Below are 16,137 nucleotides of genomic sequence, written 5' to 3'. Positions count from 1 at the left end.
TTAGCCTAAGAAATAAAGGAGCTTAATATTGTAAGGGCCCAAATGAGCCAAACCCAATAACCACAAAGCCTCCTTGCGCTATGTACCTGCTCGTATTGTCATAACAATCAAACAGGGTGCATATTCAGATAATTTAATCTGAGAGTGATTACTTTAACGCCAAAAACTGGATGTTGTCTATGCGGCTAAATGGCAGAAATAACGCATAAAACAACTATTGAAGTAACTTTCAGTTCAAAGAGACTAAAAACAAATCTATTAGCACACATTTCATCTAAGAAATATTGAAAATTAAGACGATAATAATTTCGACTTTGGGAGTTGTATCACGAGGCAAGTCTTACCCAGCATTAACAGACGTAAATTGCTAAGAATAAACAGACATAAAAAACGCAATCCGAAGACTGCGTTTTAAACATGAGATCCAGTGATGATCGAATGCTTCTTACCTCATTGCCGCTAGCGTTTCGCCACAGATGATCATTAATTGATCACGCATCCAGATGTGACCTTTGTCTTTTTCACTTGATTCGTGCCAGCTTAGGTAACCAGCTACTTTGTTGTCGCTGAATGGGTAAGCCAAAACTTTGTAACTTGCACGGTTTGGAATTGAATCCACTAACCAACGAGGTACAACCGTCACCAATTCTGATTGACCGACAACATATAAAATATTGCTCAAGCTCGTACCTTGGTAAGACTCTTGGCATTCAAGGTCGCTGCCATATACGCGCTCATAAAAACTACGAACACCATTTACTTTAGATAGCGCAGCATGCTTTTCCGTCATGAACTCAGCTTGGCTAATTTGCGACCCAATACGTGGGTGATTTGCCGCAACCACAACCACTAATTCATCACTAAAGATTTCAGTGCTTGAATATCCAGGTTGATCAAAACGCGCGTAATCAATCACAAAATCCACTTCTTGATAACGTAGTTTTTCTGGTAATTGGTGATCAAAATCCGCATCAAGACTTAATTGGATGCTTGGTGATTTTTCAGCAATACCACGCATGATGCGAGGAGCAAAACGTAAATCACATGGGCTACAAACCGCAAGTTTGAATACACGCTCAGAAGTTTCTGGTACGAAGATTGAATTTGGTAATTCATTTCGTACTAGCTGCAGAGCTTGACGCAGTGGACCAAACAATTGACGCGCACGTTGTGTCGGTTGAATGCCGCGACCATGACGCATGAAAAGTTCGTCATTAAACATCACCTTCAAACGCGCAACCGCATTACTTACAGCCGGCTGTGACATCCCTAAAAATTGTGCAGCACGAGTGATGTTCTGCTCTTGCATGACGGCATCGAAAACCGTTAATAAGTTAAGATCAACACCACGTAATGTTGATTCTGTTCTCACATTAATCGCTGGGTTTTGTTGTTCTGTAGGAAGTGTCATTGTGTGTTTTGCCTCTTATGATTGCCGCCTCATCTGTATCTCAAACAGGATGAATGACCGCAAAAAGATATCTAATAATGATTGTATTGACCGAACTAATAATTCGGCTTGAACACACTATTCACCAAGCTAATATCAGAAGCAATTGTATTGATAACAAATGATTTTAATTTACTAAAAATCACTAAAAAAACGAAATAATCAATAACTTACATAAAATTATAAATAAATATAAAAACATTTAATTGGCCAATTGATAAGTTTCAAATTGATCATTCATTAATCAATGCGTAATGCGGAAAATCGACCTGCTCCCATAGTTGAGTCCATAACGGTGAGATGTGATGCCAATCACCTTGCACTACCCATTGCGAAATACATTCAGCCACATCAGGATAAATCACCGGCTCTGCGGCTTGTTCTTCTAGCCAACAACGAATAGCACTTGGATCTAGCCACAACATAGAATGTGCCAGCCCTAATGACTCCAAAGTCGCCACATTACTCATCTGCTCGAATTGCCCATTCAAAGGCTTTAACAATAGTTTTTTACCAAGCGTCAGAGCCTCGGATGGCAGTTCAAATCCACCATTAGCTATGACCCCATGACAAGCATGCAAGTCGGCTTGAAACTGATCATAGGATAATGGTCTGAGCGTAATATGCTCTTGCTGAATAGGTTGCTCAATCTCTGGGTGATAACAAACAAATTGATACTGAGAAAAGCGCATCAATAGCGATAGAATTTCTTGGCAGTCTTCAAAAGGTAAGTAGACCAAAATGAAATCTTTTTGCGATGAATGATGAGATTGAGAGGTATGCACGATTGGCGGCAAGATCGGCTGTTGAAAGTGATACCAATGTAAGCCGAGTCGATGTTGAGTCGGTGCGAAATGTTGGATAAGCGCATGATCAATCCATGTCGCCCCTTTTTTCGGCACAGAGTAGCGAAAGGCATTTTGATGGCTAATTCCAATTGTTGGAATATTTTGTTTTTTCGCCGCCCATGCCGTGATCGGTTCAAAATCATTTAACACCAAGTCATAACCTGATAAGTCCATCTCAGAGACTTCTTTCCATATTTGGCTAGGGCTAGTATTGATGGCGGTTTTTAAATGACTGACTTTGCCTTTTTCGCTGCAAAACGTCAGACCTCGACGTGTTTGGTAATCCCCAAAACCTTCCATTGAAAAATATTTGTCTTTATCACGGCCTGAAAATACAAAATCCACTGACACATTTGGCTGACGCTTCAGTGCTGCCGCCATCGCTCTGGCTCTCGCAATATGCCCATTTCCAGTACCTTGCACACCATATAAAATTTTCATCAATACGTTAGCCTATCCATTGAATGGCAATAAGTGCACAAGTCATCCCAAGTATCGCGCCTAACACGATGTCTGTGAGAAAGTGCACCCCTAATAAAATACGAGAAAAGCCAATCAAACCAGCCCAAATAAAAGCAATAAGACCCAGTTCTGGGTAGCAATGCTCCAATAATACTGCCATCACAAATGCAGCTGCCGTGTGGCCTGAAGGTAAGCTGTATTGATCAGAAGGCGTGATAAAAGAAGTGAGCAGATCGGAAATTTGCGCAGGACGACGACGTTTAAAACTGTTTTTCAGTAACCAATAAATCGGTAGCTCAATCAAAAACGCCAATAAACCGAGTAATAAAAAGGTTTGCCCTATGGTTGGCTCAAATAGCCAGGCGACCAAACCAATCACGGCATATAAGTGGCCATCTCCAGTATGAGAGACTGCTCGACTGATGCGCGCGACAGGCAAGTTGAATCGATGCTGTAAGCACAATAATGAAAACGCTAAATCTAAGCGTGCGATCGGTTGTATGGTTTTCATATTAAGCTCCTTATCCATACTTAAGTCTGTGACTTATCCTGGTGATCACGTTAAGTGAGCTTAATGACAAAAAAGTGACGATATTTTGTTCTTATGATGAATATCGTCTATTCTGATTTCAGGCTTCATATCAGTAACGCGATTCAGAGAAATAAACCGCAGCTCACCGATAAGAAAATTAATTGCATATTTTTTCATCCAAAGGGTTGACGCTTCCCCTCTGAGTGCGGTACTAATTGAAGCACAAACTATGTGGACGTTTAAATGCTAAGGAAAGTAACCAGCATGAATAAAACATTTTCGACTCTACTCAACCTCCTCCTCATCGTGGAAACATCACGCGGGTAGGTTGTGGACGAAAAACCACAGACGAATTTCAAACAAGCCCGCATCCACATGCGGGCTTTTTTATTCGCTACAAACACCAAGAATAAAAAGCGCATTGGATAGCGAAGCACAAACTACAAGGAAGCTAACATGAACGATCAAGTCATTATATTCGATACGACCTTGCGCGATGGCGAACAAGCCCTTTCCGCAAGCCTAACAGTAAAAGAAAAATTGCAGATCGCTTATGCGCTGGAACGTCTAGGTGTAGACATTATCGAAGCCGGTTTCCCAGTGTCTTCTCCTGGCGACTTTGAATCGGTAAAAACCATCGCGCAAAATATTAAAGGTAGCCGTATTTGTGCCCTATCTCGCGCCGTCGAAAAAGACATCGATGTCGCAGCTGAGGCACTAAAAGTTGCAGAAGCTTTCCGAATTCATACCTTTATATCCACCTCAACCATTCACGTTCAAGACAAACTTCGTCGTAGCTATGATGATGTGGTTGATATGGCAGTCAACGCCGTCAAACGTGCGCGTAAATACACCGACGACGTGGAATTTTCTTGTGAAGATGCAGGCCGTACACCCATTGATAATCTATGTCGTATCGTTGAAGCCGCGATTAATGCAGGCGCTACAACGGTTAACATTCCAGATACAGTGGGTTATACCCTACCGAATGAATTTGGCGGCATTATTGAAACCCTATTTAACCGCGTACCCAATATTGATAAAGCGGTCATTTCCGTCCACTGTCACGATGATCTAGGCATGTCGGTGGCGACCTCTATGGCTGCCATTCAAGCTGGTGCTCGCCAAGTTGAAGGCACCATTAATGGCATAGGTGAACGCGCCGGTAACTGTGCGCTAGAAGAAATCGCCATGATCATTAAAACTCGCGCGGAATTCTTAGGGGTCACCACTGGGCTAAAATACGATGAAATTCACCGCACCAGCAAACTAGTTAGCCAGCTCTGTAACATGCCAATTCAAAGCAACAAAGCGATTGTGGGTGCCAATGCCTTCAGCCATTCATCCGGCATTCACCAAGATGGCATGCTAAAGAACAAAAACACTTACGAAATCATGACGCCAGAATCGATTGGCCTTAAAAACCAAGCGCTAAACCTAACTAGCCGCTCTGGCCGTGCCGCAGTGAAGAGTCACATGGACGCGATGGGTTACAATGACTCAGAATACAACCTAGATACGCTATACGAAGACTTCTTGAAACTAGCGGATCGCAAAGGCCAAGTATTTGATTACGATCTTGAGTCACTAATGCACTTTGCTAACTTGCGCGAAGAGGACGACTTCTTTAAATTGAATTATCTAAGTGTGCAATCTGGCAGCGTGATGGCGACCACCAGCATCAAATTGCAATGTGGTGATGAAGAGAAATGTGAAGCCGCTGTCGGTAATGGCCCGGTTGATGCGCTATACCAATGTATCTATCGCCTAACCGGTTATGACATCGTACTAGACAAGTTTGATCTTACCGCCAAAGGTGAAGGTGAAGATGGTTTAGGCCAAGCTGACATTATTGCTAACTACAAGGGCCGCAAATACCACGGTACTGGCCTTGCGACCGATATCGTTGAAGCGTCAGGCCAGGCACTACTTCATGTTATCAATAGCATTCATCGTGCCGATCAAATCGCTGAAATCAAACAAACGAAGAAAATTGCCACGGTTTAATACCCAGCAAACGGATCAAATATGTGGCGCTCACTTTTTACTAGCGCCACTTATTGCTAACAATTTACCCTCTCAGCATATCCATCTGCTTATTTGAGGGAATGTATTTAATATTTAAGGAAGAGAAATAACCATGGCAAGCACATACAAAATTGCTGTTTTACCCGGTGACGGCATTGGCCCAGAAGTGATGCAACAGGCACAAAAGGTGCTTGATGCCATTGAACAAAAACATGCGATTACTTTTGAGCGTGAAGAATTTGATGTTGGCGGGATTGCGATTGATAACCACGGTTGTCCACTACCAGAAGCCACTGTAAAAGGCTGTGAAGATGCCGATGCGGTATTGTTTGGCTCGGTCGGTGGGCCGAAATGGGAACACTTACCACCCAATGATCAACCTGAGCGCGGCGCGCTACTTCCACTTCGTAAACACTTCCAACTCTTCTGTAACCTTCGCCCTGCGCAAATTCACGCAGGATTAGAAAACTTCTCACCACTTCGTGCCGATATTTCAGCACGCGGCTTTGATATTGTGGTGGTGCGTGAATTGACTGGCGGCATCTACTTTGGTCAACCAAAAGGCCGTGAAGGCTCTGGCCCAGAAGAAAAAGCGTTTGATACTGAAGTGTATCACCGCTATGAGATTGAGCGCATTGCAAAAATTGCGTTTGAATCTGCCCGTCTTCGTAACAAAAAAGTCTGTTCGGTCGATAAAGCCAACGTTCTACAAAGCTCCATTCTATGGCGTGAAGTGGTGGAAGAAATCGCCAAAGATTACCCCGATGTCGAGCTTTCTCACATCTACATCGATAACGCCACCATGCAGCTTATCAAAGATCCATCGCAATTTGATGTGATGCTGTGTTCGAATATTTTCGGTGACATTATTTCTGATGAATGTGCCATGATCACAGGTTCTATGGGCATGCTACCTTCTGCCAGCTTAAACGAAAGTAAGTTTGGTTTATATGAACCCGCAGGCGGCAGCGCACCCGATATCGCCGGAAAAAATATTGCCAACCCTGTGGCGCAAATTTTGTCAGCGGCATTAATGCTTCGTTATAGCCTAGGTGAAGAAGACGCAGCGCAAAGCATTGAGCAAGCGGTATCAAAAGCACTAGCAGCCGGAGAGCTGACCGCCGATCTTGCTGGTGACAAGCCAGCCCTTTCCACATCAGAAATGGGCGATAAGATCGCACAATATATTCTAAATTCATAAGCACGAGCAGGTAGCAAGCAATGTCAAACACAACGGCAAAAACACTATATGAAAAAGTCTACGATGCTCATGTTGTCGTAGCCGCCCAAGGCGAAAATCCAATTTTGTACATCGACCGTCACTTAGTCCATGAGGTGACGTCTCCACAAGCCTTTGATGGTTTGCGTGAAAAAGGCCGAAAAGTACGCCAAGTCAGCAAAACCTTTGCCACTATGGATCACAACGTATCGACCACCACCAAAGACATTAATGCCTCAGGTGAAATGGCGCGCATCCAAATGCAAACCTTGATGAAAAACTGTTTGGATTTTGGAGTCACTCTGTATGATTTGAACCATAAATACCAAGGTATTGTGCATGTTATGGGTCCTGAATTGGGTATTACCTTACCGGGCATGACCATTGTCTGTGGCGATTCCCATACCGCAACGCATGGCGCATTTGGCTCTTTAGCCTTTGGTATCGGCACCTCAGAAGTTGAGCATGTTTTAGCAACCCAAACACTAAAGCAAGCTCGAGCTAAGACCATGAAAATTGAAGTCAAAGGCAAAGTCGCCGAAGGCATCACAGCTAAAGATATCGTGCTGGCAATCATCGGTAAAACCACCGCTGCCGGTGGCACCGGTTACGTGGTCGAGTTTTGTGGTGAAGCGATTACTGACCTTTCAATGGAAGGCCGTATGACCGTCTGTAACATGGCAATTGAACTTGGTGCCAAAGCGGGTCTTATCGCACCGGATCAAACCACCTTCGATTACATCAAAGACAAAAAGTTTGCACCGAAAGGCGCCGATTTTGACGCCGCAGTGGAATACTGGAAAACCCTTAAATCCGATGATGACGCACAGTTTGATGCGGTCGTCACTCTAGATGCGGCCGAAATCAAACCGCAAGTGACTTGGGGGACCAACCCAGGCCAAGTGATGTCAGTTGATGGCATCATTCCAAACCCACAAGATTTCACCGATCCAGTTGAAAAAGCCTCTGCAGAAAAAGCTTTGGCCTACATGGGATTAGAAGCCGGCAAGAAATTGTCTGACTATGCCATTGATAAAGTCTTTGTGGGCTCTTGTACTAACTCACGTATTGAAGATATGCGCGCCGCGGCAGCCGTAGCGAAAGGCCGCAAAGTGGCAGCTAACGTGCAGGCATTGATCGTACCAGGTTCTGAGCAGGTGAAAGCCCAAGCAGAGCAAGAAGGATTAGATAAGATCTTTATTGAAGCAGGGTTTGAATGGCGCTTACCAGGCTGTTCTATGTGTTTGGCGATGAATAATGATCGCTTAGGGCCAAAAGAGCGCTGCGCATCCACCAGTAACCGTAACTTTGAAGGTCGCCAAGGCCGTGACGGACGTACTCACCTAGTGAGCCCTGCCATGGCAGCCGCCGCAGCGATTGCCGGTCACTTTGTCGATATTCGTTCACTAGACGCACAATAAGGAACTCAATATGTCTCAAGCCTCTACACAAACGGGTTTTCAACAACATACCGGTCTAGTCGTGCCTCTAGATATCGCGAATATTGATACCGACGCCATCATTCCTAAGCAGTTTCTACAAAAAGTCACGCGCCTAGGTTTTGGGCAACACTTATTCCACGATTGGCGCTTCCTAGATGACGCAGGCAAACAGCCAAATCCAGAATTTGTAATGAATGCGCCACGCTATCAAGGTGCGAGTATTTTACTTGCTCGTGAAAACTTTGGTTGTGGCTCTTCTCGCGAGCATGCCCCGTGGGCGTTAGCCGATTACGGTATTCAAGTGATGATCGCGCCAAGCTTTGCGGATATTTTCTATGGCAACTCTATCAACAACCAAATGGTGCCAGTACGTTTAACCGAGCAAGAAGTCGATGAACTGTTCCAGTTTGTTGAAAGCACGGAAGGTGCACAAATCACCGTTGATTTAGAAGCGATGACCGTGTCTGCTAATGGCAAACAGTATTCATTCGAAATCGATGAATTCCGTCGCCATTGCTTATTGAATGGGCTAGACAACATTGGTCTAACGCTACAGCATGAAAGCAAAATTGCAGAATACGAAAGTCAAATTTCGTCGTTCTTGAAATAAGAAAACCACAATACCAATAAAAACTAATGCCCCGAATTGGAACATCCATTCGGGGCATTATTTTATGCGTTGTGTTTATTTGATTAACATCAGCTGAGGTTAGGGCGTGTTTATCTTTAGTGGTTAAATTTTGTTCGAGATAAAAGCATTTTAGACGAGGCAAGTCGATTGTAGCCTAGTTATTCTAAGTAAATGAGACTTAACCTGTCTTATTACGAACTGAAAGTATAAAATGCTTTTAGCCGAGCCCTTCGGGCAGCGTTTGTTGGGTATTTGTACTGCGTTATCGGCTCCTCGTGTAGGCTAGCTACACCACGGAGCCTCTGCCTTGTTCAAATACCCAACAATTCGCTGCAAAAATCATCACGAAAGATAAACACGCCCTAATTATTTATCCATTTCGACACAATTCTGCTAGCGTTTTTAAACGTTTTTCAGGACTTGCAACATAAGGATTAGTGGTATCCCATGCGTAACCGGCGAGTATCGAGCTGATTTTTTTCTTTATTTCAGGATTGGCATTTTCATAAAACACCACATCTTGAAAACGGCTATCGTACCAACCTTCAACATAAGCTCGGAATGTATTCACTCCCACCATCAAAGGTTCAGCGTACTCTTTTTGCCAATCGACCTGCTCTCCGTTAAATTTGCGGATTAACGTTTCTGCCGCCATTTCTGCCGACTTCATCGCAATGGTCACGCCCGATGAAAAGACAGGATCTAAAAACTCCCCCGCATTGCCCAATAGCGCGTAATTGTCTGTCGCAAGATGTTTTACATTCGCGGAGTAGCCTCCGATCTTGCCACTCATGTGACAAAACTCCGCATCACGGAACAATAATTTCAAATGAGGCTCTTCACGAGTTAATTGCTTCAACGCCGCAATCTCATCTTGAGGATAATCCTCAAAAAACTCTGGGCTTCCCACCACGCCAACCGAACATCGGCCATGAGTAAATGGAATCAACCAATACCACACACTTTGGTTGTCAGGATGAACATAAATGGTGATTTTATTGCGATCATAATTAAGTTCACTGGCAAGCTCAGGCGTAATATTGTCGGTCACGTGCGTAAACAAAGCGATACGCGGTGGCAAACCGGATGGCTGCTCTAAATGCAATAAACGAGGTAATACTCGGCCATAACCGCTGGCGTCTAAAATAAAGTCGGCCTCAATGTGATACTCCACGCCAACTTCATCGGTTACGGTAAGGCAGGGCTTGTCACGCTCAACATCCACTTGTGTAACGGTATGTTGATAGCGAATCGGTACGCCTTGTTTTTGCGCTTCATCGGCTAATAACTTATCAAATGGGCCACGTGGAACCTGAAAAGTCGTGCCTTCTCCATCGGAATATTTCTGAGTGAAATCAAAGTGAGTATATTGATTTTGATATCGAAATGCGGCGCCATTTTTAAATTGGAAACCACCTTGATTAACGGCTTCAAACATATTGGCTTTTTTCAAACTTTCCATGCACGCTGGCAGTAAGCTTTCGCCAATAGAGAAGCGAGGAAACGTACTGCGCTCCAAGATCACACAATCAATATCGTGTTGTTTTAATATCGCACTAGCGACCGAGCCTGATGGCCCCGCACCGATGATAACGACTGATGTGCGCTGCATCCTTTCCATCCTTTTTCCTAAATCAAATAAAAATATGGGTTATCTCACTTTCAAATGCAGCAAAGTATGCCCTAAGCCAATATGGTCGATGCGATTATTCACCGTAAAACCGGCCTCTTCAACGATCTCTAAAAAATCTTCACTGCGGTAAAAACGGCTGTTGCCATTGGCTAAACACGTAAAATACAACGATGTTGCATTCAAGCTATACGAGGCGGCTTCATAACGCTGTGCATCCCAGAATAATTCAAGAATATACACGTCCGCATTCTCAGACATAGAAGCACGCACGCGGCGTAAAATGCTCAAAATTTCCATTGGTGAGAAGCAATCTAAAAATTGGCTCATCCACCATACATCAGCACCTTGAGGTAATGCTTGTTGCTTATCAAGCAGGTTGGCTGGGAAGAAATCCACTCGGTCAGAAAACCCATGTTCGGCAATGTTTTGTTTTGCCAACTCAATCTGTTGTGGCAAGTCAATAATGGTGACATTGACTTGATCATCATGCTGGCAACACTGCAAAGTCCATTTACCGGTATTACCACCAATATCAAAAATACGTTGTGGTTGATTGGCAAAAATTTGTTTGAGTAAAATCGGGAACGTATTATCGGAATAAAAATGATCGAACTTAAACCAGCTCTCTTTTGCCTTTTCTGGTAAACGAGATAAACCTTCGTAAATCGTGGTCCACTCGCCCAACTCTTTCAAACCCGCTGGCGTGCCTTGCTGAATGGCCTCGGTTAAATGCATCATACCGGCATAACAAACATCAGCGGTGAAATCCATATTCGCAATGGTCATGCCATCGCGTAATAAAGAATGGCCCAACCTAGCTAAAACATAATTCCCATCATTCCAGGTCACGATACGCGCGCTTAATCCCATATCGAGCAAAACCTTAACGCCATACTCAGACACACCTGTGGCTTGCGAAATTTGCTCGGCATTCATGCCATGTTCAGGTTGAGTTTCTAAGGTGGCTAAAATACCTAAGTCGCGTAACGTGCGAGCGGTATGAAATACGATAGGAGCAAAGGCCAACTTCTGAGCTTCAGTTTTCGCTTCTAAGGCTGAATAAGGATCGTGTTGGTATTGTTTCACTTTAAGGTCCAGTGATTAAGTATCGTTAAGGATATAGCTAAATACGCAATGCTGAGCGATATTTAAATTTTAATGATATGAATGGGATCCACAAACTTGGATTAAGTTCGTGTTTTTGTATCAATAAATTCCCCAACAAGATAGCACTCACATCAATAAAAATGGTATTTTTACATATTGTTTCAGTTAAATAGTACGAATTATCATCAATGAGTCAGATTGCATTTAATATTGAGCAATGGCACGCACTCTCACCGGGCTTTGAAACGCCATGTGCTTGGAAAAACTGGTGCGCTGAAAATGTGACGCCTGCACAAACCGCTTTTGCTACAGACTTGATTCCTGCGATGATGCGACGTCGTATGAGCTCATTAAGCAAAATTGCGGTGCAAACTGCTCTGTACTTAAAGCAAACTCAAGCTCAGCCATTTGATTATCTTGTGTTTTCCAGTCGCCACGGTGAGCTTCCACGTACCGTCGACCTATTACAACAAGTGCTACAAGATGAAGAAGCCTCACCGATGGCCTTTTCTCAATCCGTACATAACACCAGCTCAGGCTTATTTACCATTGCCAGTAAAAGCCCAATCCCGGCGACTTCGCTTGCCGGGTGCGAATCGAGCTTACATCATGCCTTGATTGAAGCAGCCGCCTATTTATATGAAAACCCAACTCATAAAGTGCTAGTCATTGATTTCGACGCCCCACTACCTGCGCCTTATGATATTTACGAAACCTCCCCCGCGCCGCCACTTTATGCACTCGGATTAGTGCTGAGTGCTGGCGAAAATACTTCTCTTGAATGGCAAGTACAATCAGGAGATATTGCAAAATTTAAGCCGGCTTCCCAGACTTTAAGTGTCATACAGCAATTGGCAAATGATAGTTGCGAATGGCAAATCGATGACCATAGAAACCATTGGTTATGGCAACATAAAGGTCATTCAAATTAAATGCATGTTATGACTTCATCATCCCTGACACTCTCACAACGACTCAACAAATATTGGCGTGTCATCGCCACCGGCACATGTTTTGCTATTTTTGGCATCGGTGCTCTGTGTTTAACTTTTATCGTGTTCCCATTAATGACGGCAACCGCACGGAATCAAAGCCAACGAGAGATGCGGGTACAAGCCATTATTCAGAAATCCTTTGCGTTATTTTGCGCGACCATGAAATACACGGGCGCGATTGATTACCGCTTTGATAACGTTGAGCTTTTACAGCAAGATAAACATTGCCTCATCGTTGCTAACCATCCAAGTTTGATTGATTACGTATTGATTGCCTCCCGTTTGCCGCAATGTGATTGTTTGGTCAAAGCAGCCATTTGGCATAACCCGTTTATGAAAGGCATAGTGAAAGCTGCTGGCTATATTCCTAACCGAGATCCAGAAACCTTACTGGATGACTGTAGCGAGCGTTTAAATCATGGTAATGTTCTGCTGATTTTTCCGGAAGGAACCCGCACGACACCTGGGCAGGAGTCAAAATTACAACGCGGAGCGGCCCAGATTGCGGTACGAACACAAACCGATCTACGGGTGGTACACATTACGGTCACGCCCAACTTTTTGACCAAGCAAATGAAATGGTACCAAGTCCCGGACACAAAACCCTTTTTCCACATCAATGTTAAGGGTAAAATTAATATTCAAGAGTTTATTAATAACTCAGATTCAGCAACAACTGCGGCGCGCCAACTGAATCGACATTTATCGAACGCCATTTTTCCCGAATTGGCTCGCAAACACTAAAATAAAACAAGACACATCTTTTATCTATTTAGGCAGGTTATAGTGGAACAGCTACACAACGAATTAAAAGCATTGATTATTGATGCATTGAACCTTGAAGACATTCAAATCGACGATATTGACACTGACGCTGCCCTTTTTGGTGATGGTTTAGGATTGGACTCTATTGATGCGCTTGAGCTTGGACTTGCGATTAAAAAGAAATACCACGTTGTCATCGATGCTGATGATAGCCAAACGCGTCAACACTTTTCCTCTGTCGCGAATTTAGCGAAATACATCTCCAGCCAACAAGCTTAATCAAACAGGCGTGAACATTATGACAGAAATGACCCGAGATGAAGTATTCAACCAAGTCAAAGACGCTTTTGTTGAATTATTTGAAATTGATGCAGACGACATTACGCCAGAAGCAAAACTCTACCAAGAACTCGATCTTGATAGTATTGATGCAGTCGATCTTGTGGTGCATCTACAAAAATTGACTGGCAAAAAGATCCAACCGGACGAATTTAAAGCCGTACGCACTGTGAATGATGTCGTTGATGCGGTTGTTGAGCTGCTCAAGGAAAAATAATGCGCATACTAACGGCTTTATCTGCCCTGCTGTTACTGGGCTATCCAGTCGCAGTGTATTACGGATTAAGTCGTTGGGGCCTAGGCATAGTCGCGATCCTATTCGCGGCTTTATTTTTGCTACGTATTTTCTCAGGCCATCGCACTAAACTGAAAGAGCTCAAATACATCGCTTTGATGAGCGGTGGCGCGGGGATCATTTTAACCCTGTGCGCGGTTATTTTTCGTCAGCACGGTTGGCTGACATTCTACCCAGTGGTGGTCAATGGGTTATTGTTTGCCTTATTTTTTTCTAGCTTATGGCAATCTCAAACCATCATTGAACGTTTAGCTCGCCTGCAAGAGCCGGACTTACCTGACAGTGGTGTGCGTTATACTCGAAATGTTACCAAAGTCTGGTGTGGATACTTTGTTATCAATGGCGGTATTGCCTTGTATACCTGCTTCTTGCCATTGGAAATCTGGACCTTGTATAACGGCTTAATTAGCTACATTCTCACCGGCATCCTATTTGCGATTGAATGGCTGGTTCGTGGTTATGTTCGTCGCTCAATGTAGATCGCGAATCAACTTAAAAAGCCTAAGCTAATATGAAAACCCAAACAGAAATGACAAACCAAGCTGAGATGGAAACTCACACTCGTATGATACCCACGCCTTTTATCCCAATATCTGAATTAATGCAGCACACTCGCGAGCCATCTTTGCCTGTCGCTCAGGACCTCAACGGCCAAAGCATTGATTGGTACACTTTTGAACAAGATGTCACCCAACTGCACCATCACTTAAGCCAAAGCCCGGCTAAACGTTGGGCAATTTGTTGTGACAATAGCTACTGGTTTGCTGTCGCCTTTATGGCAGCGTGTCATGCAAGTAAACATGTGATCATTCCAGGTAACCTACAACCTGCCGCGTTAGCAGAATTATCACAACACTTTGATGCAGTTTTGTACGACCCAGGCATTGAAGTTGGCATGTTCATCTCGCATCAAACCCTCGCGCTCCCTTTGGATAAAACAACGGATAGCAATAGCTCAGATAGATTTAATAACTCCGTTGAATTTAAAACACTATCCCATGTAGACATCACCTTGTTTACCTCAGGCTCTAGTGGACAGCCAAAGGCCATCTATAAGCCGCTTGCTATGTTAGAACGTGAGGTGGCTCAGCTTAATGCAACCTGGGGTGAATCGCTTCAAGGTACCCTCACGGCAAGTACCGTATCTCATCAACATATATATGGGTTACTGTTTCGAATATTATGGCCACTGTCTGCGGGTCGGCCGTTTTACTGTCTCGACTGGCAATATCCCGAGCAAATTTTGCAACACGCCGATGACAGCACCATATTGATCAGCAGCCCCGCGCTATTGAAACGATTACAGCCTTATTCTAGCCCAAATAAGCTACGCGCTATTTTTTCTTCTGGCGGCCCGTTGCCGTTTGACGCCGCGCAACATTGTCATACGCTATTTGGACTTTACCCGAATGAAGTGCTCGGCAGCACAGAAACCGGAGGTATTGCCCATCGTCAGCAAGCGCACATGAATCAACCTTGGAAAGCGTTTTTAGGCACAAAAATCACGCAAAACGCTGAAGGCTGCCTGCGAATTTTATCACCGCTCCTTTATGATCATCTGAGCGATAGCAACGATTGGTATCAAACCGCCGACCAATGTGAGTTGCTCGATGACAGCCACTTCCTATTAAAAGGACGGGCAGACAGAGTAATAAAAATCGAAGAGAAACGCATATCTTTAACTGAAATTGAACAACGGTTGCAGCAATTACCGCACATTGAAGAAGCGGCCGTCATTCCATACCAAGACAGCTCAAGACTCATCACTGCCGCAGCACTCACTTTGACAGCCGATGGACAACAAACATTATCCGAGCTAGGGAAAGGACGTTTTGTGTTAATGTTACGCCAGCAATTACGTCAATGGATTGAACCGGTCGGGATCCCGCGTCGGATCCGCATCCTTGATGAAATTCCATTGAACACTCAAGGCAAACGCTTAATCAGCGATATCGAACAACTCTTTACTAGCGCGGGTAATCAATAAGTGATGAGCATACAACGAAAACCGACCATCATTAAACATCAGGTTCAAGACAACCAAGTCACTTTATGGTTGAAAGTCGACTCAACGATTGAAGACTTTAAAGGCCATTTCGCGCAGTTTCCACTGCTACCGGGCGTAACCCAAATAGACTGGGCGGTATTTTTTGGTCAGCAATACCTTAATGCGCCGAGTCAGTTTCAAAGCATGGAAGTAATTAAATTCCAAGAGCCTATCTTAAAGAATAGCCTCGTCAAACTGGAACTGACGTGGCACAGTGACAAGCATAAATTGTATTTTCATTATTATTCTGAAAGTGAACACGAGCCCCAGACTCGCACCCACTCTTCAGGACGCATTGTTTTAGCTTAATATCACTCAATTTCTTGTTGATAAGAGAGTGAATG

The 16,137-nt window shown here is 44.0% G+C and carries 16 protein-coding genes; 11 read left to right on the top strand and 5 right to left on the bottom strand.

Features of this window, described 5'->3' with window-relative positions; genetic code table 11:
• Positions 1 to 445: 445 nt before the first annotated feature.
• The 3 genes from leuO to Vgang_RS02200 form a co-directional block, all read right to left on the bottom strand.
• Positions 446 to 1,411, bottom strand: a complete 966-nt coding sequence (gene leuO / locus Vgang_RS02210) for a transcriptional regulator LeuO (protein WP_105902230.1) — start codon at positions 1,409 to 1,411, stop codon at positions 446 to 448.
• A 272-nt stretch (positions 1,412 to 1,683) separates the two neighbouring features.
• On the bottom strand, positions 1,684 to 2,739 hold the full coding sequence (locus tag Vgang_RS02205; protein ID WP_105902231.1) for an MJ1255/VC2487 family glycosyltransferase: 1,056 nt from the start codon (positions 2,737 to 2,739) through the stop codon (positions 1,684 to 1,686).
• Between the two features lie 7 nt (positions 2,740 to 2,746).
• Positions 2,747 to 3,271 (bottom strand): phosphatase PAP2 family protein, encoded by a 525-nt coding sequence (locus Vgang_RS02200; RefSeq protein WP_105902232.1) that lies wholly within the window; start codon positions 3,269 to 3,271, stop codon positions 2,747 to 2,749.
• A gap of 477 nt (positions 3,272 to 3,748) precedes the next feature.
• On the opposite strand from Vgang_RS02200, the gene leuA reads away from it, so the two are divergent.
• From leuA to leuD, 4 genes are all read left to right on the top strand, one after another.
• Positions 3,749 to 5,299: a 2-isopropylmalate synthase gene (leuA, locus tag Vgang_RS02195; protein WP_105902233.1), complete on the top strand. Its 1,551-nt coding sequence runs from the start codon at positions 3,749 to 3,751 to the stop codon at positions 5,297 to 5,299.
• 133 nt (positions 5,300 to 5,432) lie between these two features.
• The gene (leuB, locus tag Vgang_RS02190; RefSeq protein ID WP_105902234.1) at positions 5,433 to 6,521 is read left to right on the top strand and encodes a 3-isopropylmalate dehydrogenase; all 1,089 of its coding nucleotides are present in this window, start codon (positions 5,433 to 5,435) and stop codon (positions 6,519 to 6,521) included.
• 20 nt (positions 6,522 to 6,541) lie between these two features.
• Positions 6,542 to 7,960, top strand: a complete 1,419-nt coding sequence (gene leuC, locus Vgang_RS02185; RefSeq protein WP_105902235.1) for a 3-isopropylmalate dehydratase large subunit — start codon at positions 6,542 to 6,544, stop codon at positions 7,958 to 7,960.
• A gap of 10 nt (positions 7,961 to 7,970) precedes the next feature.
• Positions 7,971 to 8,591, top strand: coding sequence for a 3-isopropylmalate dehydratase small subunit (gene leuD, locus Vgang_RS02180; RefSeq protein WP_105902236.1), 621 nt, complete (start codon positions 7,971 to 7,973; stop codon positions 8,589 to 8,591).
• Between the two features lie 391 nt (positions 8,592 to 8,982).
• Here the strand turns inward: leuD and Vgang_RS02175 are convergent, their stop codons facing one another.
• Positions 8,983 to 10,233 carry an NAD(P)/FAD-dependent oxidoreductase gene (locus tag Vgang_RS02175; protein ID WP_105902237.1) on the bottom strand — a complete coding sequence of 417 codons (1,251 nt, stop codon included), beginning with the start codon at positions 10,231 to 10,233 and terminating at the stop codon, positions 8,983 to 8,985.
• A 30-nt stretch (positions 10,234 to 10,263) separates the two neighbouring features.
• Positions 10,264 to 11,331, bottom strand: a complete 1,068-nt coding sequence (locus tag Vgang_RS02170; protein ID WP_105902238.1) for a class I SAM-dependent methyltransferase — start codon at positions 11,329 to 11,331, stop codon at positions 10,264 to 10,266.
• 209 nt (positions 11,332 to 11,540) lie between these two features.
• Here Vgang_RS02170 and Vgang_RS02165 point away from each other — a divergent pair, with 209 nt between their 5' ends.
• From Vgang_RS02165 to Vgang_RS02135, 7 genes are all read left to right on the top strand, one after another.
• Entirely contained in the window at positions 11,541 to 12,284 is a 744-nt protein-coding gene (locus tag Vgang_RS02165; protein ID WP_105902239.1) for a beta-ketoacyl synthase chain length factor, read from the top strand.
• A 9-nt stretch (positions 12,285 to 12,293) separates the two neighbouring features.
• Positions 12,294 to 13,091 carry a lysophospholipid acyltransferase family protein gene (locus Vgang_RS02160; RefSeq protein WP_105902331.1) on the top strand — a complete coding sequence of 266 codons (798 nt, stop codon included), beginning with the start codon at positions 12,294 to 12,296 and terminating at the stop codon, positions 13,089 to 13,091.
• 42 nt (positions 13,092 to 13,133) lie between these two features.
• Positions 13,134 to 13,391, top strand: a complete 258-nt coding sequence (locus Vgang_RS02155) for a phosphopantetheine-binding protein (RefSeq protein ID WP_105902240.1) — start codon at positions 13,134 to 13,136, stop codon at positions 13,389 to 13,391.
• Positions 13,392 to 13,410: 19 nt separating this feature from the next.
• Positions 13,411 to 13,668 (top strand): acyl carrier protein, encoded by a 258-nt coding sequence (locus Vgang_RS02150; protein WP_105902241.1) that lies wholly within the window; start codon positions 13,411 to 13,413, stop codon positions 13,666 to 13,668.
• Entirely contained in the window at positions 13,668 to 14,225 is a 558-nt protein-coding gene (locus tag Vgang_RS02145) for a COG4648 family protein (protein WP_105902242.1), read from the top strand. The genes Vgang_RS02150 and Vgang_RS02145 overlap by 1 nt, the downstream gene beginning before the upstream one ends.
• 86 nt (positions 14,226 to 14,311) lie before the next feature.
• A complete protein-coding gene (locus Vgang_RS02140) occupies positions 14,312 to 15,733 on the top strand; it encodes an AMP-binding protein (RefSeq protein ID WP_406708300.1) in 1,422 nt (473 codons plus the stop codon).
• 3 nt (positions 15,734 to 15,736) lie between these two features.
• On the top strand, positions 15,737 to 16,102 hold the full coding sequence (locus tag Vgang_RS02135) for an ApeI family dehydratase (protein ID WP_105902333.1): 366 nt from the start codon (positions 15,737 to 15,739) through the stop codon (positions 16,100 to 16,102).
• The last annotated feature ends 35 nt before the right edge of the window (positions 16,103 to 16,137 follow it).

Origin of the sequence: Vibrio gangliei (assembly GCF_026001925.1) — a bacterium.
Lineage (GTDB): Bacteria > Pseudomonadota > Gammaproteobacteria > Enterobacterales > Vibrionaceae > Vibrio > Vibrio gangliei.
This window is presented reverse-complemented; position numbering and strand designations above follow the sequence as displayed.